We start from the raw sequence: 17,854 nt of genomic DNA on the forward strand, positions 1-17,854 counted from the left end.
CTGCCGCCATCGCTGGCAGGCCAGCTCCCACAGTGGATGGGTGTCGTACACAGATCTTGTGGCGACCACCGATCCCCTGTGGGAGCGAGCTTGCTCGCGATGAGGCAGGCACATCCAGCATCAATGTTTATGCTTTTTACTGGCCGGCGCGCTTCATGGCTTGACGGGTCAAGCGCCTCGACAGTTCTTTCTCGGCGTCACCGAGGTCGACCAGCAGGCGATCGAAAATTCCATCGCTCAATGGCTCATCGGCAAAGACCACCGTGTCCGGCGCCGGCAGATCGTTCATCAGTTCCCTGAGCCGGCTGCGCAGGGCAGCTCGCTGAGTATCCGACGTCGATTCAGCCCATTCGCGCTGGGTCGTGCGCAAAGTGTCCAGTTGATCCGACAGGCCCTGATAGCGACGTTTATTGGCTTCCATGTCGGTCGCATAGCGCTCGTTCAAATGGTTTTGCCAAAAGTTCTGCTCGAGCATTCGATCGACCAGACCATCGCCTTCGCCCAGGGCCAGCACCGTGTCATAGGCTTGATCGATCATCGCGTCAGTGACGCCGGACACCGGCCGGAACAACATGCCCTTCGATTGCCAGGGCAGGTCGAGGCGCTCTGCCAATCCGGTCTGATAGGCCAGGTAGACCTCGACTTCGTCCGGGTTGCCGCCACGACTGGCGACATCGGCACGGGCAATGTCGTTGACCTGTTCCAGCCGCGCCGCGCCTTTGGCCAGGGTCACCAGCTTCTGCTCCAGCTGCGCCGGGTCGGTGGAATACGCGTGGGCCTCATAGGCGAGCACATGGATGCCCATGTGATTGAACAACTGCGCACCGGCGTCGGCGCCATCCACCGGCGCGACGGCCATGGTGAACAGCTTCTCCCGCAGAGGCGTGTCGACGTAGGCGGCATCGAGCATGCGCCAGACACGCTGCACCAGTTGATCCCGGGCCGGGCCGGGGTTCTGGAAGTCGCGGCTCAGGCGGGTATCGAGCAATACGTTCAGGAAGCCCTGTGCCTGGGGCTCATCGGCCAGCTCCGACCAGAGATTGGTCCGGTCCATGCCCCAGCTGGGAACATCGCTCCAGTGATTCGCGCTGTAATCCGAGCTGACCACCCACTCGGCCTGGCTGTTGTAGGGCACGATGGGCTCCGGAGGCAGCGCCACCGAGCGGCGAACCGCCTGATAGTGAACCTGGTTTGCTTCCGACAGGTTGCCGAGGTCCAGCCGGGTACGTGCCACGACCCAGGCCTGCGGTGAGCCGGGTACCACCTCGGGGATCACGCTGATCGGGTTATCCCGAAGATCCAGCAGAAAACCGCGGGGCCTGGTTTTGCTCAGCGTACCTTCGGGCCAGGTGGCAATGCCCGTGTTGCGCAGCCCGACGACCTTCAGCCGGGGCATGCGCGAGATATCGACAGGCCTGCCCAGAGGATTTTTGTCCAGACGCAGAATTTCCAGGTAGGTCAGGTGTTTGAGTTTCTCGACGGCGGCGGCGTCCAGCGCGATGTGATTGTCACTCAAACGCAGGCGTTCGAGCCGATGCATGGCGCCGATGTTTTCCGGCAGTTGCGTCAGGTAGCATCGGTTGGCGCTGAGTTCGCGCAGGTTGGGGAAATCTTTCAGCAAGCCATTCGCCTTGGTGGAAAACAGTGTGTTATCGAGTTTCAGGATGGTGACCTTGTCCAGAAACCTTTTCAGTTGCGGTCGTTTCGGCCATTCGGACTCCAGATCTATCGGAAGCAGCTCCCGAGACAGATCCAACGCATAGCCATGGAGTTCGGTACGGCTGCCGAGCTCGGTATTCTTTCGTTCGAAACAGGCGAGTAAACGCTCGGCAATGTGTTGTCGAACACCGCGCAAAGGCATCGGATTATCGGCATCCAGCCCGGCGGACTCCGCCCTCCACAAATCGATGAGATTGCGCAGCTGGTTGAGATCGTTTTCCTGTTCCTCCAGAAGCCTCAGCGGCTCACCCTGGTTGGTCAGGGCAGTGGCGAAATTGTCGACCTCGGCCTCGCTGAAATGCGGATAAAGATCCTGGATGCGTTCGTGCAGTGTCAGGCCTTCCCTGCTGAGCCAGCCTCCACGCACCAACAACATCGTTTCATGCTCGGCCACCGGGCGAACGGGCGGGTCGGCGAGTACGGTGCGGCGTTCGCTGGGCGGGGCCGATTTGACCATGACCCATTCCCTGAACAGTTCAGCATCCCCCGGTTTGTAGCCCAGGCTGTTTTGTCCATTCTCCTGCGTGGGCTTGCAGGACGGCTTCGAAAAAGTCATCGGCTTCATGGATCGGCTGATCCTCGCCATCACGCACCTGATACTGTCCGACCTCGTCGCGAATCAGCACCCGCACCCGCGTGGCGTCATCGGGGCCGACGCTGCAACGCAACTCGCCATCGAATGTGCCCTGGCGAACCTCCAGGCGCAGGTCGCCGAAGGTATCGGTGTTAAAGCGCAAGGTGCCGAGTACCAGGCGCTCGGTGTCGGGCGTGATTGATGCGCTCGGGTACAGACCCTGGGCCGCTCGTACTGTTTGTGTTTCGAATTGCAGCTCTCGGGCCTGGGTCCTCATGCGCAAAGGCAGGCGGTTTTCCTGGGTAATCCGTTGACGTTCCGCGGCGCTGGCACGCGTATGGATTTGTTCCGCAACGGTCGCCGGCAGCTCCGGGAAATCGCTGAACAGCGGCGCGATTTCAGCGGGTACCGCGGCGGGCGCGATTGGCGGTGAAGCCAGGCGTTGCAGGGTATCGGTCAGCAGCGGTGGCGGCGGGGCGCTTTCAACGTGCACCCGGCGCAGCTCGGCTTCATCGGTGCCGCTGATCTGGCGAATCTGCTCCAGTTGTTCATCGTTGAAACCATCGGTGCTGTGGCCGAGGCGGCGCATCAAGGTCGAACCTTCCCATTCCCGCGGGTTTTCCGTTTCGCAAACCCAGGCCCCACGGCCATTGTGGCGCAGGGTCGGTGCGTAAGCGTCGAAACGCTGCGGATGGCGGATGCGTTGTTGCCCGGTTACCGGGTCTTCCAGCACTTCGAAGTGTTGATCGTTCAGGCGCACTATGCGTCGGCCCTGATGCTGGTGAATACCCAGGCCATCAGGCCGGGCGTCCTCGGGCAAATCCACGTCGGTGCGTTGATAGGGGCTGAGGTCAGGGTTCCACAAGCGCGTTTCACCGTTTGCCAACTGCACCGGTTTCAGGCCTTCGAAAAACGGTGAAAGTTTCGCCTGCGCAACATTGCCGACGGCGCCTGCCGCCGCGAACACGCCCAACTGGACCACGCTTTCCAGGACGCCGAAGGTCTGCTCGCCGGCCTCGGCCAAGCGTCCCTCGGCCAGGTCGACAAGGCCCTCGACCACGCCATCGGTCAATTGATAGGCCGTGTATGCCAGCATCAGTGGGCCCAGGACAGGCACAAATGGGGTCGCCACCAGCAAGGCGATCGTGAGGATGTCCGAGAGCATTTTTTCCAGGTTGTCCCACCAGGCCCAGCGGGCCATGCGGTCGGCGTATTCGGTGGAGATGGCGATCTCCCGGGCATCGTTGAAAATCTTGTTGAGGGTCTGCCGGTAGCGGTAGCCCCACAGGTCATTGTTGAAGGTCGTCGCGCGGTCGGTCTTGATGCTCGACACACTGAAATGCAGATCGGGTTTATCCACAGGCGTTTCGCGCCAGCTCGGCAAGCTGGAACCGGCGGCAACCGGCTGCCATTTCACCGTGCTGAGACGCGCGTTCAATCCGGCAAAAAAATGCCCGCGTTGCTCATGGGGCACGAACTGGCTGAAGAACTGTTGATAGCTTTTAACCGATGCGCCATCGCGCAACTGGCGTGTCAGTTCCGCCATGAATTCCAGAGACGAAGGGTATTGCTTGAGCGGGTGCTGCGGGTCATGGGGCACATAGGCAATCACCGGGACCGGGCCGCTGGCACTGGCTGTATCCGCCGCGATCAGGATGATGCCGCTCAGGCGCGTGTCCATCATCGCCAGGTTGTAATAGTCGACGGGTTTGCCGTTCCACTTCAGCCGTGAACGATCCTCGAGCATGCCTTGCACCACGTCATAGGCATCCTGGTCGATGTCGTGCTTCATCAGGGCCATTTGCGCGGCGACATTCAGTGCGCTTTTCTGGCTGAGAACGACTTTTTGGCGCAGGACATTGCTCGCTGCCTTGTCGCTCGGCTTTAAAGTGTCTTGCAGGTGCTGCTGATAGCGGGCGCCGATGTCCAGTTCGCGACACACGGACTTGAACTGCTCGATGCTCAGTTTGTGCTTGAGCTGTTTGACGTTGAAATGCCCGCGTGCGTCGGGGCGGGTGATGAATTCGGAATCTTGGGTGAACGCCTCGTCTTGGGAAAAGTTGTGCAGCGCGGCATCAAGCAGCGAGATGGTGCGACTGGTGGTTCCTGCGGAAAAGTCATGGACCCACCAGGCCGTCTTAACCGGGGCATACAGGCGCAGCCATGTTTCCTCGACATCGTCTTCGACGCCGAAGCGGTCCCTCAGTTTTTGCTGCAGCAGGGGTTTGGCAAAGGCTGAAATATCCAGCAGATCGCGCAGGGCCTGATCCACGGTGTTCTGCGAGGTCCAGTTAAGCTGGTTGGCTTTTTTCAACTTGCGGTGAGCGGTTGTCGACGCGGTCCTGTGCCAGTCGGGCAGCGTCAGCCTGACAGATTTCAGCGCATCGACACGAGATGGGGAGGTGTTCAACAGCCAGGACGGAATCGCCTTTCTGACCTGATGGAAGTGGATGCTTTTATCGAATGGGGCGATGGCGATCGGGTCTGATCCTTGAATCGCCGAGGGGGTAATGGGCATTGTTTGATCGTCCTTTGATCAGTACCGGGGACGACCAGACTAGGTAAGCATGTAGCCTAAAAAAAGCGCAAAGATTGGTTGTTAAAGGTGCCGGGTGCGACTCGATTCTCCAAAAATCAAAGAGTGAAAAATACATATGTACCGCCATCGTTCCATTTCGTTGAGTCGGGCTTAGCGGCTCGCCGCCACCTCGGTTGGCTGGCACATCGTGTGGGTGCCCGGTTGCAGGTAAGGCGTGAGGATCGGTGCCATGCCCTTGAGCACCTGCACCGGCAACGCCGAGGTGAAGGTAAAGCTTTCCGCCGAGCGGCCTGGCACGAACGCCGTCAGGGTGCCGAAATGGTGATCGCCTATGTAGAACACGAAGGTCGCCGTGCGGTTGAGCGATTTGGAACTCAAGATTCGCCCACCGGACCCGATGGCCTCGATGCGGTTGTCACCGGTACCGGTCTTGCCTCCCATCGCCAGCGGGCTGCCGTCGGGCAGTTTGAAACTGCCGGCCACGCGTTTGGCGGTACCGGCGTCGACCACTTGCGACAGGGCCTCGCGCATGGCGGTGGCTACTTCGGACGGCATCACCCGTTTGCCGACGTCCGGGTCATTGATCAGTTGGGTTTCAAAGGGGGTGTTCGCGGCAAAATGCAGGCTGTCAATGCGCAGGGTCGGCATGCGCACGCCATCATTGAGGATGGTGCCGATCAATTCGGCCAGGGCTGCGGGACGGTCGCCGGAGCTGCCGATGGCGGTGGCCAGCGACGGTACCAGGTGGTCGAACGGATAGCCGACTTTCTGCCAGCGCTGGTGGATGTCGAGGAACGCTTCGATCTCCAGCATGGTGCGGATGCGACTGTCGCGGGCGCCCTTGTGCCGGCTTTTGAACAGCCAGCTATAGACCTCCTGGCGCTCGAACTGGCTGGCTTTGACGATGTCGCTCCACTTGGCGTCGGGGTGATTGAGCAGGTAGCCCATCAGCCACAGGTCCAGGGGGTGGACCTTGGCGATGAAGCCCTGGTCCGGCAAGTCGTAGGAGCCTGGACCGTAGGCCTCGTAGAGCCGCACAAGACGTTCGTCGGTGAGCTTTTCCGTGAGCTTGGCGCCTTTGAGGTGCGAGCGCACAAAGGCGTTGAAGCTTTCCTGGCTGGCCTGCGGCAGCAGGTAGCGGTGCACGGCGGCCATGCGGATCGGGGTCGGGCGCATGCTGTCGAGGAAGGTGTCGAGGCGGTCCTGGGTGTCCTTGTTCTTGTACTTCTTCCAGAACTTGAGCAGGAACGAAGTGCCCTCGCGGTCGGCGAATTCGGCCAGGTACTCCTGACGCCGCGGGTTGCGGTCATCCTTGAGCAGTTCGGCACTGCTGTTCGGGCCGGAGTAGGTGGTGTAGCGCACCAGATCACGCATCAGGCGAATGAACGGCAGGTTGATCGATTCGCGCAGAGCGTCGCGCAGGGGCGGTATCCGGCCGTTGTCTTCCTTGCGGAAGTTGTGGAACGTGTGCAGGCCACCCCCGGTGAAAAACGCCTCGCCGGGGCCGGCGGAGTATTTGCGGTCCAGGGCGGCGCCGAGCATTTTTTGCAGGTCGCGGTCCTTGTTTTCGATCAGGTAGTCGACCGCCCAGCGGCTCAGGCGATCCTGATCCGGCACGTCAACTTTCTTCAGTTCCGGAACGGCCATGCCGGCGTATTTGTCGTGCAACTCGGCGATGATTTGCAGGTAGGTGGTCAGCACGCGCATTTTCGCGGTGGAGCCCAGTTCCAGTTTGCTGCCTTCGTTGATGTCGAATGGCTGGTCGGTGCTGTCGGTCTGCACCCGCACCCGCGAGCCGTCCGGGGTCAGTTCGAACAAGGTGAAGCTGTAGCGTACCTGGGTGGTGCTGGTGGTGGTCAGGAGGCGTTCGCCGATCAGGCCGATTTGCGTGGCAAACTCAGGGTCGGCCAGTTTTTTCAGGTACTCGGTGGCCTCGCTTTGCAACTGGCCTTGCAGGGTGCTGGTGGCGGAGAGGTCAAGGCGGTCGAGGTCATACAGCGGGCGATTGAGCATGCCGGCCAGACGGCTGCGCGCGACACTGATGCCCTTGTTGGTTTCAATCGGTTGAATGGTCGGCTGGGTGGCCCAGTCGCGGTAGATCACTTTGCTGGCCAGGGCGGCGGCGGCGAACTCGGCGTCGATCACATGGTTTTGTGCCAGCAGACGTATATGGCTGTCGGTGAGGTCGGCCAGTTCATCGTGACCCTTGGTCAGGTAGTGCGACGGGCGGCGCTGGGCAATCATCAACGACAGCATTTCACGCAGGGCCAGGCCTTTTTCCGCCATGGTTTTTGGATCCGTAGCGGTGCTGGACAGCGCTTCGTTGGCCTGTTTGAAGTCGGAGCCGTACCACACGCGCAACCCTTCAGCCATGCCGTGCACTTCACCGTGGCCCGGTACCGCTGACAACGGCACGCTGTTGAGGTAGTCACGAACCACGTTCTGCCGGATTTCGAGGGTTTGTGGCCCGGCCTGATAGGCGCGTACGGTGGCGGAAACCATCTGGCGAATCTTTTCCGCGCCATTGACCGTCAAGCCATCGGGGGAATGCCGGTACTTCTCCAACTGCGTGGCCAGGGTACTGCCACCGGCGGATTGGCCGGGCACGTGCAACATCTTCGCCAACTGGGACCACGCCGCCATGCCGAACCGCGGCCAGTCCACCGCCGGGTTGGCCAGCGGTTGCCTGGGGTCGAGCAGGAAGCGGTTTTCGATGAACAGCAGGCTGTTGACCACCACCGGCGGGATCGAGGCAAAGGTTGAATAAAGCTGCTGCGGATAGTGGTACTGGTACAGCGGCGCTGCGCGGCAGTCGGTGATCGACAGCCCGGCCTGGATTTTCTCGGCATAAGGCACGAACAGGCCCTTGTCGCTGTACTTCAGCAACGCCGGAGAAAAGCGGGTTTGCGCCTCAACGATGAAATTGCGCTTGATCAGGCGCGGCAGGAACTCACCCAATGAGCTGTAGCCCAGGCGCCGATCGAATGGACCTTCCCCCGGATAGCGAATCGCATCGCTGGGGCCGGGTTTGAGCTCATAGCTCAGTGACGCGGCGTATTTGCTGACTTCCTGGGCCTGGAACTTCGAGGTGCGCATCTCCCTCATGGCGGCCAGCCCCACGACAATCGCGATAATCAACAGCAATAGCCAGAACGCACCCCATCCGTGTCTGGAACGACGGGGTTTTTCAGGTAACGGCGCTTCATCCTCACTTTCATTCGGAACCACGGTTTTACTCGAATCTGTTTGCCACAAAGCGCCCATAGTCGACTGATCCATTCACGCAGATTGATCGGACTTGACTCAAGCTTAGACGGTGGTTGGCGAGGGTGAAGAAAATGTGAAGGGCAAAATGATGCACGGACGCACCGATAATCAGGCGGATTGAAGCACTCGTGGCGAGGGGGCTTGCCCCCGTTCGGCTGCGAAGCAGTCGCAAATCCGGTATTTGCGGTGTGTCTGATACAACAGGGGTTGCCTGATTGAGGGGCCTGCTTCGCAGTCCAACGGGGGCAAGCCCCCTCGCCACAAAACGCTCGGCGTATGGACTGCCTGTTTACAGCCAGCACGCATCCCAGAGCGGGTAGTCGCCAATTTTATCCACAAGTCCCGCCCTGAGTGGATTGGCAACGATGTAGCGAGCGAACGGCAGAAGATCTTCTCCATCGCGAATGGCCCGGTCGTGGTAGCCGGTTTGCCAGAGTGGGCCACGGCGGCCAGTGATTTCGTTCACTTCACGGGTGCAACGTGACTTGATGGCTCCGATGACACGCCCAAGATTGCCTTCCTCCAACTGCATCAGCCAATGAAAGTGATCGGGCATGACCACCCATGCGATGGAGTTCACTACGTTGGTTTCATGAGCTCGACGTAGTTCTGAAACAAGTAAGCGTCCCAAATGCCAATCCGAAAAGATCGGTTGGCGACCATGAACAACGGCGGTGACGAGATATGCCCGACCGCTCTCGGAATATCGGCCCAGACGCAAGCGGTGGGAGTTGGGTTGAGTTGGCATTCCATTGCTTCCCTTGAGGGGATCAATTGCACCTTCAAGGCTAGTACCCGGTTGTCCAGGGTAGATCTGCATGTGTTGAGTGAAAGCTCTGATACCTGTGAAGGAATGACGGCGTGAGAAACCTGTTGTTGTTTTTGTGGCGAGGGGGCTTGCCCCCGTTGCGCTGCGAAGCGGCGCTAAAACCTGCGACTGGTGGTTGTCTGGCACACAGCGTTTTCCTGTTTTTCGACTGCTGCGCAGCCGAACGGGGGCGAGCCCCCTCGCCACAGTTGTGATCGCACCTGGAGAAAGGGGGCGGTCTGTAATGGCTGAAGTAGAGCCTTTTCGAGGGTAAGTACGACTTTGGCAGGGGCATGACGATGCACCATTGTTGTGCAATACTCGGCGCCGTTTTTCCCACTGATCTTGCGGGTTTTTCCTACAAGACGACTCTGCCCACGAAGCAGAACCGGTTCGGGACGCGATGGCTTATCGGTCAGCGCTTCGCCACTCGGTGGTCATATCCAATAACAAGACGAGGTTGTCCCCCATGCCCGTAGGCAATCACCTGCCCCAAGGCGAGACCGCTCAGGGCGGTCCGCTCAAACGTGAACTCGGCGAGCGGCATATTCGCCTGATGGCACTCGGTGCCTGTATCGGCGTCGGCCTGTTCCTGGGCTCGGCCAAGGCCATTGAAATGGCCGGTCCGGCCATCATGCTGTCTTACATCATTGGCGGTCTGGCGATCCTGGTGATCATGCGCGCTCTCGGTGAGATGGCCGTGCACAATCCCGTCGCCGGCTCGTTCAGCCGTTACGCCCAAGACTACCTCGGCCCGCTGGCGGGCTTCCTGACCGGCTGGAACTACTGGTTCCTGTGGCTGGTGACCTGCGTCGCGGAAATCACTGCCGTGGCGGTGTACATGGGTATCTGGTTCCCCGATGTACCACGCTGGATCTGGGCGCTCGCTGCGTTGATCAGCATGGGCTCGATCAACCTGATCGCGGTCAAGGCCTTCGGTGAGTTCGAGTTCTGGTTTGCCTTGATCAAGATCGTCACCATCATTGCGATGGTGCTCGGCGGTATCGGCATCATCGCCTTCGGTTTCGGCAACGACGGCGTGGCCCTGGGTATTTCCAACCTGTGGACCCACGGCGGCTTCATGCCCAACGGTGTACAGGGGGTGTTGATGTCGCTGCAAATGGTGATGTTCGCCTACCTGGGCGTGGAGATGATCGGCCTGACCGCCGGTGAAGCGAAGAACCCGCAGAAGACCATTCCGAACGCGATCGGCTCGGTGTTCTGGCGCATCCTGCTGTTCTACGTCGGTGCGCTGTTCGTGATCCTGTCGATCTACCCTTGGAACGAAATCGGCACCCAGGGCAGCCCGTTCGTGATGACGTTCGAGCGGCTGGGCATCAAGACCGCCGCCGGCATCATCAACTTCGTGGTGATCACCGCGGCGTTGTCGTCCTGCAACGGTGGCATCTTCAGCACCGGTCGCATGCTCTACAGCCTGGCGCAGAACGGCCAGGCTCCGGCGGGCTTTGCCAAGACCTCGAACAACGGCGTGCCGCGTCGTGCATTGCTGCTGTCGATTGGCGCGTTGCTGTTGGGCGTACTGCTGAACTATCTGGTGCCGGAAAAGGTGTTTGTCTGGGTGACGGCAATTGCCACCTTCGGCGCGATCTGGACCTGGGTGATGATCCTGCTGGCCCAGCTGAAGTTCCGCAAAGGCCTGAGCGCCAGCGAAGCGGCCGGCCTGAAATATCGCATGTGGCTGTACCCGGTCAGTTCGTACCTGGCGTTGGCGTTCCTGGTGCTGGTGGTCGGCCTGATGGCGTACTTCCCGGACACCCGCGTGGCGCTGTATGTGGGGCCTGCGTTCCTGGTGCTGCTGACGGTGCTGTTCTACGTGTTCAAGCTGCAACCGACCAATGTTTCGCAAGGTGCGGCGCGTTCGGTTTCGTAAGTTGTAACGCTTGAAAAGCCAAAGCCCCGGTCGATTGGCCGGGGCTTTTTGTTGAAAGTCATTTATCTGCGAACCGGGGCTTTTGTGGCGAGGGGGCTTGCCCCCGTTGGACTGCAAAGCAGTCCCTAGATCAGGCCCTAAAGTTGTGCCAGACACACCGCAAATATCGGATTTGCGACTGCTTCGCAGCCGAACGGGGCGGTGCGGCGATCCGACAAGCCCCCTCGCCACAGGTATCAGTCAAGCGACTACCACCTGCTTTGGACCAGTCAACCGCTTGTTGAACTCAAGCCAGGTCGCCAGCAACGCCATCAACCCGGCACCCACCAACGCCGTGAAGATCTGCATGGCAAAAGCATCGTCGGTCAACGCATTGACCATGTCCGCCAATGGCGCCAGCAGAACGCCCAGACAGAAAATCTCCAGCGAGAAACGGCCCATGCGGCAACTTTGCTGCGCGAGCCAGTTTTGTGTCCATCCGCTGTCGGGAATCAGTTTCGCCGTGACGTAGGCCAGTGCCAGGAAGTGCAGCAGGCGCACGGGGGAAAGGTCGGTCTTGCTGATGGGGTACAGGATGGTTTGCAGGCTCGCCGGCACCACGGCATCGTGCAGCTCCGGCCAACGCCACAGCACGGTCAACACACCCGCGACCACGACATACAGCGCCGCACCGACAAAAAACGGCTGGCGAACCAATGGGCGGGTCTGGGGCAGGCGCGGGCGCTGGCCGTGAATCGCAGCGGCACCGCCGAGTACGAACAGCAGCTGCCAGGCGACCGGGTTGAAATACCACACGCCGTCCTTGATGGCCGCCAGGTTCCAGCCAGCCAGCGGCACCATCAGGTACAGCGCCAATGACATCGAGACCACCACCCAGGCCTTGCGCACCAGCAGCGGCAGCACCAGGGGCAGGCCCGCCAACAGCACGATGTACAGCGGCAACGGGTCCATCAGGTTCGGCTTGAAGCGCAACAGCAGTTCATCGATCAGGGCCTGCTGCGGGTTGCTGATGAAGTGATGCATGCCCATTTCTTCCACCAGATCCCGTGTTTCCACGTGGCTGTTGGCGAAAAACACAATGCCCATCAGCATCGCCAGCAGGAAGATATGCACCACGTAGAGCACCCACGCCCGGCGCAGGATTTTTACGCAGGCGATCAGAAAGCCTTCGCGCGCCAGGACTTTGCCGTACGCCAATACGGATGCGAAACCTGCCAGAAACACGAAGACCTCGGCTGCATCGCTGAAACCGAAGTTACGCAGGGTGATTTGCCCCAAAGGGTTGTGGGGCACGTGATCCCAAAAGATGAAGATCAGTGCCAGACCACGAAAAAAGTCGATCCGGTGATCGCGCGCTAAGGTCATGACAGCAGGCTCGTAACAGCGGGTAAAAATGGGATTGGTCGCTGGCGCAAAGGCCACGCGCCCAATCGGCGGCGCGCAGGGTGGACTGATTCGCGGGCAATTGCAAAACCGGGATATTACCGGATGTCTCGGGCATTGCCCCAAGGCTCAACCGCTGGTCTGAAAGACCGCTTGACCTGCGATTTATGACAGTAAACAGGCTCAAATATCAATAAGTGCAACGTTCTTGAAACGGGAGCCTCACATGAGACTGTTGTGGAAAGGGCTGTCCAGTTACACGGTGATCGGGGTCGCCAACACCCTGATTCACTGGCAGATCTTTTTCCTGTTGAGCGTGGCAGCCGGCCTCAGTCAGGCGATCAGCAACCTGGCCGCCTTCTGCGTGGCCGCGTCATTTTCCTTCTACATGAACGCGCAATTTACTTTCGCCGCCAGTGCCACGGTCGCGGGTTATCTGCTGTTTCTTTTGGGCATGGGGGCACTGAGCCTGGGTATCGGCCATCTGGGTGACCTCTGGCGGTTGCACGGCTTGCTCACGGTGGTCCTGTTTTCGGCGTTGAGCCTGGTGTTCGGTTTTCTATATTCCAAATACGTGGTGTTTCGCGGACGTGATCAATGAAAATCTCGCTCATTGTCCCGGTCTTCAACGAAGAGCAGTCCATCAACCTGTTTTATCAGGCGGTGCGAAGGGAGTTGAGATTAGGCGACACCGAAGTCGAGATCGTATTCATCAACGACGGCAGCTCCGACAACACGGCCGAACAGGCTACGGCACTTGCCCAGGCGGATGATCAGGTCATGCTGATCAATTTCTCGCGCAACTTCGGCAAGGAACCGGCACTGTTTGCCGGCCTGGAGCATGCCAGCGGCGATGCCGTGATTCCCATGGATGTCGACCTGCAGGACCCGATCAACGTCATTCCGTTGTTGATCGAGCAATGGCAAAAGGGTGCCGACGTAGTACTCGCCAAGCGCCGCAGCCGGGCCGCCGACGGCTACCTCAGGCGCCACAGCGCGTCGATTTTCTACCATGTGCTCAATCGCATCGCCTACACCCGCATCGAGGAAAACGTTGGGGACTTCCGGCTGATGGATCGCAAGGTGGTCGATGTGATCCGTTCCTTGCCGGAGCACCAGTTATTCATGAAAGGCGTGCTGTCGTGGGCCGGGTTCAACACCGTGGTGGTGGAGTTCGAGCGGCCGGGAAGGGTGGTGGGGAGCAGCAAGTTCAATGTCTGGAAGCTGTGGAACCTGGCACTGGAAGGCGTGACCTCGTTCAGTACCGTACCGCTGCGCTTGTGGACTTACGTCGGTGGCGGCATTTCGATTTTCGCGGTGCTCTATGCGGTGTACATGGTGCTGGACAAGATTTTCTTCGGCAACAGCGTTCCCGGTTATCCGTCGCTGATGACTGCGATCCTGTTTCTCGGCGGCGTGCAACTGATCGGCATCGGCATCCTCGGCGAGTACATCGGTCGCATCTATATCGAGGCCAAGCACCGGCCGCGTTATGTGATCAAGGACATCGTCGGCGGTAAAGACCGGGGCGGGCGTTAAATGGGGCGGTTCAGCGACGTCTTCGTTCGCGAGCTTAGCCGGCATCAGGTCTGGCGGTTTTTTCTGGCCGCCACTCTGGTGTATGTCCTGCCGTTGATCCTCGCCGATTATCCCTACATCGATGACAACTGGCGCTCGCTGGCGGCGGGCATGGCCTGGGCCGAACAGGGCCGACTCTTCGCCCAGCTTTTCTACAACGCGCTGACCTTCAGCCATGCCGCGCCGAACATCTTTCCCTTGCCCTTGTTGATCGCCACGCTGGCCATGGCGTCGGCGCTGACAAGCCTGACGTTCCATTACTTCCGTCAGCCCACCGTTGCTTGCTGCCTGGTGCTGTTGCCGCTCTGGTACAACCCGTTCTTCCTGCAGAACCTGTCTTATCAATACGACGGTCCCACCACGACCCTGAGCCTGGTGGCGGTGATCTACGCGATCACCTTTCGCCACCCTTGGCGCGGCGTGCAGTGGCTGGTGCCGTCGTTCCTGATTGCCTTGGCGCTGGGGCTGTATCAAGTCAGCCTGAATGTGTTCCTGGGTCTGTGTTGCCTGGAGTTGCTCAGGGCCGCCAACGATAAAACCACCCCGGTACCATGGCGTGACCTGCTGGGCTGGAAAGCCGCTCAGGTCATCCTCGGCGGGTTGATCTACAGCGTCAGTGCTTATCCATTCATGGGCTCCAATCGCACATTGCTGCTCGATTGGACGGCGCATCCCTCATTGCAGATCCAGATCAACATTGGCCGGGTCCTGGAAAAAGTCGTGCTGCTGTTCCATGGCGGATGGCTCTGGGTGTCCGGCGGGTTGCTGTTGCTCGCGATAGCCGGGGCGGTGCGGTTGGGATTGAACGTAGCGGCGCGCCAGGACAGCGGGCCGAAGAAGCTGTTGATCGGCCTGATGTGTTTGCTGACTTTGCCCGTCGTGACGCTGCTGGTGTCCGGTGTCGCGTTGTTTTTCCGCGACTTCAACGAAGGTGCCCGCACCTTGATGGGCTTCGCCGTGCTGCTGGTGTTGCTGTTCTACCTGGGGCATCTGGCGCTGGCGTCGATCCATGAGCGGTTGCCGCTGCTGTTGATGATTCCCCTGCTGGCCATGTTGTCGTTGTCGTTCGCTTATGGCCGGGTGCTGACGGTGCAGAAAACCTTTGCGTCCACGGCACTGGCCGGTCTTGCGTACGACATCGCCAGCCATCAGTCGCTGCGCGAGGCCAGGCGGATCTACCTCTCGGTGAGTTACTCCGACTATTGGTTGGTGGCGGCGGCAGGCTCATTCAAACAGCTGCCAGTGCTGCACTACTTGCTCAATACCGACTTTTACATGCTGGCCGAAAATCTGCCGAAAGCAGGCATCACCAACGTGGTGGCGGAGCAGGAGCGGCGTAATGCGACGCGGGTCGGCTATCAGGGCTATCCGGCGTTGGTCGAAAGCCGGTTCTACCGGATTTACCTGATCGGCGATTACGGTTTTATCGTGATGAAAGAACCGGCCCCGAGCAAAACACTGCGCTGGTGACGCGCGATTCTGCTCGGGGTGGCGAGGTCATGCCGCCGCTATTTCACTGGGCTCGAAACTATCGGCCCGGGCCATCTGCCACATCCGCGAGTAGAACTCGCCGTTCACTTCACCGGTCAGCAACTCACCCGGTTTGAGGAACACGTGCAACTGCGAGAACAGCTTGATCTCGGTCGCCGACATACGTCGCACCAGATGCTTGGCGGACAACTGCGATGGATGTTCGAGGCCGGCGGCGGCGAGCATTTCCGCCAGGGCCTTGAGGGTGTTGCGGTGGAAGTTGAACACGCGTTGGGCTTTGTCCGGTACCACCAGCGCGCGCTGGCGCAGGGTGTCCTGGGTGGCGACGCCAGTCGGGCATTTGTTGGTGTGGCAGCTCTGCGACTGGATGCAGCCGATGGCGAACATGAAGCCGCGCGCCGAGTTGGCCCAGTCGGCGCCGATGGCCAGCACGCTGGCGATGTCGAAGGCGCTGACGATCTTGCCGCTGGCGCCGAGTTTGATCTTGTCCCGCAGGTTCAGGCCCACGAGGGTGTTGTGCACGAACAGCAGGCCCTCGCGCATCGGCACGCCGATGTGGTCGGTGAACTCCACGGGCGCGGCGCCAGTGCCGCCTTCCTTGCCGTCCACCACGATGAAATCCGGGAGGATGCCGGTTTCCAGCATGGCCTTGGCGATGCCCATGAACTCCCACGGATGGCCAAGGCAGAACTTGAAGCCCACCGGTTTACCGCCGGACAACTCACGCAGTTGCGCGATGAAATGCATCATTTCTATCGGCGTGGAAAACGCGGTGTGGCGCGACGGTGACACGCAGTCCTCGCCCATCAGGATACCGCGGGTTTCGGCGATTTCTTTGGTGACCTTGTGTTTGGGCAGGATGCCGCCGTGGCCGGGCTTGGCGCCCTGGCTCATCTTGATTTCGATCATCCGTACCTGTGGCGTCCGGGCTTGCGCCGCGAAGCGTTCCGGGTCGAAGCGGCCGTCGCTGGTGCGACAGCCGAAGTAACCGCTGCCCAGTTCCCAGGTCAGGTCGCCGCCGTTTTCCCGGTGATAGGGGCTGATGCTGCCTTCGCCGGTGTCATGGGCGAAATTGCCGAGCTTGGCACCCTGGTTCAAGGCACGGATGGCGTTGGCACTGAGGGAGCCGAAACTCATGGCCGAGATATTGAATACCGACGCCGAATACGGCTGGGTGCATTGCGGGCCGCCGACCGTCACCCGGAAACTGCTCGGGTCGCTCAAGGGAGCGGGGCGCATGGAGTGGCCGATGAATTCGAAACCCGATTGATACACGTCAATCAGCGTGCCGAAGGGTTTGTCGGCGGTTTCATTCTTGGCCCGGGAGTAGACCAGCGAGCGCTGGGCCCGGGAGAAGGGCAGGGCGTCGCTGTCGGATTCGAGCAGGTACTGGCGGATTTCCGGGCGGATGCCTTCGACCAGATAACGGATATTGCCGAGGATCGGGTAATTACGCCGCACGGCATGCGGACTTTGCAGTAGATCGAACAGGCCGATCAGGCTGAGGACGGCGGTGACAGCGGTAATCGGCCAGAGCCAGTCGTATTCAAGAAACGGCAGGCTGGCGAGGGTGAAGATCACGCAGACGACAAAGAAGGCGTAGCGGCTCAGGAGTGACAGGCTCATACGGTTTCCTTGGGTTCGGACTCAATATTTGGACAAAACACAAAACACTGTGGGAGCGAGCTTGCTCGCGATGGCGGCGGGTCAGTCAACATCAATGCTGAATATGAAACCGCTTTCGCGAGCAAGCTCGCTCCCACATAAAAGCAAAGTGCTCCACAGGTCATTCAGGCATTTTGTGCCTGGAGAAATATCGAAAACAGCTCGGACTGGGATTTGATCCCCAGCTTGCTGTACATGTGTTTCTTGTGGACTTTCACGGTTTCGACCGAGATTTCCAGCTTGCGGGCGATTTCTTTACTGGAGCAACCGCTGAGCATCAAACGCCCGACATCCAGCTCCCGGGCCGTCAACTGCGCGCCTTTGAGTTGCTGCACCGAGGCTTCCAGTTGTACCCGCCAATCAGCTTGCGGCGGTGCGGGGGCCAGGGCCACGACTTCGTTGATTTCATAGGGTAGACGCTGGCGCAACAGGCCGAGCACCCACGGCTGGATCAACGACAGCAAGGCGATCTGCTGGCCGCTGAAACGCTGGGTGCTGCCCAGGGACAGGCACAGCGTGCGGTCGCCTTCGAGCTGGCAATTGAACTGGATTTCGTCGGCCACCACATTCAGACGAAAGTAGCGCTGGTAATACTCAGTCAGCTCAAAATGCTCCGGGGCCACTTCCGACAGGCGATACAGTCCGGTGCGCGATTGCTCGCGACAGGCGATGTAGAAGGGGTCGAGCAGGTACAGGCCGCGCAGGTAGTCCTGGAACAACTGGTCAGGGCTGCCGTCTTCGCCGGGGCATTCGGCGAACACCTGGGGGCGCTGATCGGCGCTGAAAAGCAGCGCCACCCAGCTGTCGAAGGGCACGTACTGGTCCAGCAGGCGCACAAGCTGGGTCCAGAAATTGGGCTTGTCCAGGGCGTCGATCAGTTGCCCCACCGAGCGGTGCCAGGCGATGTCGTCCAACGAGAGTGTCATGCATCTACCCCTA

General features: G+C 60.1%; 9 protein-coding genes and 1 pseudogene. 4 read left to right on the plus strand and 6 right to left on the minus strand.

Annotation, left to right across the window (positions count from 1 at the left end):
- Positions 1–136: 136 nt before the first annotated feature.
- The 3 genes and pseudogenes from KW840_RS09190 to KW840_RS09200 all read right to left on the minus strand — a co-directional run bounded on the left by KW840_RS09190 (position 137) and on the right by KW840_RS09200 (position 8,847).
- Positions 137–4,811: pseudogene (locus tag KW840_RS09190) on the minus strand (dermonecrotic toxin domain-containing protein).
- Positions 4,812–4,982: 171 nt separating this feature from the next.
- Entirely contained in the window at positions 4,983–8,096 is a 3,114-nt protein-coding gene (locus KW840_RS09195; RefSeq protein WP_057716244.1) for a transglycosylase domain-containing protein, read from the minus strand.
- A 292-nt stretch (positions 8,097–8,388) separates the two neighbouring features.
- Positions 8,389–8,847 carry a transposase gene (locus KW840_RS09200; RefSeq protein WP_218495120.1) on the minus strand — a complete coding sequence of 153 codons (459 nt, stop codon included), beginning with the start codon at positions 8,845–8,847 and terminating at the stop codon, positions 8,389–8,391.
- A gap of 529 nt (positions 8,848–9,376) precedes the next feature.
- Between KW840_RS09200 and KW840_RS09205 the strand changes: the two genes are divergently transcribed.
- Entirely contained in the window at positions 9,377–10,798 is a 1,422-nt protein-coding gene (locus KW840_RS09205; protein WP_057716242.1) for an amino acid permease, read from the plus strand.
- A gap of 240 nt (positions 10,799–11,038) precedes the next feature.
- Here the strand turns inward: KW840_RS09205 and KW840_RS09210 are convergent, their stop codons facing one another.
- Positions 11,039–12,163, minus strand: coding sequence for an OpgC family protein (locus KW840_RS09210; protein WP_218495008.1), 1,125 nt, complete (start codon positions 12,161–12,163; stop codon positions 11,039–11,041).
- A gap of 244 nt (positions 12,164–12,407) precedes the next feature.
- Here KW840_RS09210 and KW840_RS09215 point away from each other — a divergent pair, with 244 nt between their 5' ends.
- The 3 genes from KW840_RS09215 to KW840_RS09225 are packed head-to-tail and all read left to right on the plus strand — an operon-like array spanning position 12,408 to position 15,229.
- A complete protein-coding gene (locus KW840_RS09215) occupies positions 12,408–12,782 on the plus strand; it encodes a GtrA family protein (RefSeq protein WP_057716240.1) in 375 nt (124 codons plus the stop codon).
- The gene (locus tag KW840_RS09220) at positions 12,779–13,720 is read left to right on the plus strand and encodes a glycosyltransferase family 2 protein (protein WP_218495009.1); all 942 of its coding nucleotides are present in this window, start codon (positions 12,779–12,781) and stop codon (positions 13,718–13,720) included. The genes KW840_RS09215 and KW840_RS09220 overlap by 4 nt, the downstream gene beginning before the upstream one ends.
- Complete coding sequence (locus KW840_RS09225; RefSeq protein ID WP_218495010.1) at positions 13,721–15,229, plus strand: glucosyltransferase domain-containing protein; 1,509 nt, start codon at positions 13,721–13,723, stop codon at positions 15,227–15,229.
- Positions 15,230–15,256: 27 nt separating this feature from the next.
- Here KW840_RS09225 and KW840_RS09230 read toward each other — a convergent pair whose 3' ends face one another.
- Together KW840_RS09230 and KW840_RS09235 are read right to left on the minus strand one after the other, a co-directional pair.
- The gene (locus KW840_RS09230) at positions 15,257–16,876 is read right to left on the minus strand and encodes an FMN-binding glutamate synthase family protein (RefSeq protein WP_218495011.1); all 1,620 of its coding nucleotides are present in this window, start codon (positions 16,874–16,876) and stop codon (positions 15,257–15,259) included.
- Between the two features lie 164 nt (positions 16,877–17,040).
- Positions 17,041–17,841: a LuxR C-terminal-related transcriptional regulator gene (locus KW840_RS09235; protein WP_057716236.1), complete on the minus strand. Its 801-nt coding sequence runs from the start codon at positions 17,839–17,841 to the stop codon at positions 17,041–17,043.
- Between the last annotated feature and the right edge of the window lie 13 nt (positions 17,842–17,854).

Source organism: Pseudomonas sp. PDM30 (assembly GCF_019218985.1).
GTDB lineage: Bacteria > Pseudomonadota > Gammaproteobacteria > Pseudomonadales > Pseudomonadaceae > Aquipseudomonas > Aquipseudomonas jessenii.

What these genes read in the sequence shown, in the direction of transcription:
- KW840_RS09195 (WP_057716244.1), bottom strand. Translation starts at nt 8,096, where the DNA reads ATGGGCGCTTTGTGGCAAACAGATTCGAGTAAAACCGTGGTTCCGAAT.
- KW840_RS09200 (WP_218495120.1), bottom strand. Translation starts at nt 8,847, where the DNA reads ATGCCAACTCAACCCAACTCCCACCGCTTGCGTCTGGGCCGATATTCC.
- KW840_RS09205 (WP_057716242.1), top strand. Translation starts at nt 9,377, where the DNA reads ATGCCCGTAGGCAATCACCTGCCCCAAGGCGAGACCGCTCAGGGCGGT.
- KW840_RS09210 (WP_218495008.1), bottom strand. Translation starts at nt 12,163, where the DNA reads ATGACCTTAGCGCGCGATCACCGGATCGACTTTTTTCGTGGTCTGGCA.
- KW840_RS09215 (WP_057716240.1), top strand. Translation starts at nt 12,408, where the DNA reads ATGAGACTGTTGTGGAAAGGGCTGTCCAGTTACACGGTGATCGGGGTC.
- KW840_RS09220 (WP_218495009.1), top strand. Translation starts at nt 12,779, where the DNA reads ATGAAAATCTCGCTCATTGTCCCGGTCTTCAACGAAGAGCAGTCCATC.
- KW840_RS09225 (WP_218495010.1), top strand. Translation starts at nt 13,721, where the DNA reads ATGGGGCGGTTCAGCGACGTCTTCGTTCGCGAGCTTAGCCGGCATCAG.
- KW840_RS09230 (WP_218495011.1), bottom strand. Translation starts at nt 16,876, where the DNA reads ATGAGCCTGTCACTCCTGAGCCGCTACGCCTTCTTTGTCGTCTGCGTG.
- KW840_RS09235 (WP_057716236.1), bottom strand. Translation starts at nt 17,841, where the DNA reads ATGACACTCTCGTTGGACGACATCGCCTGGCACCGCTCGGTGGGGCAA.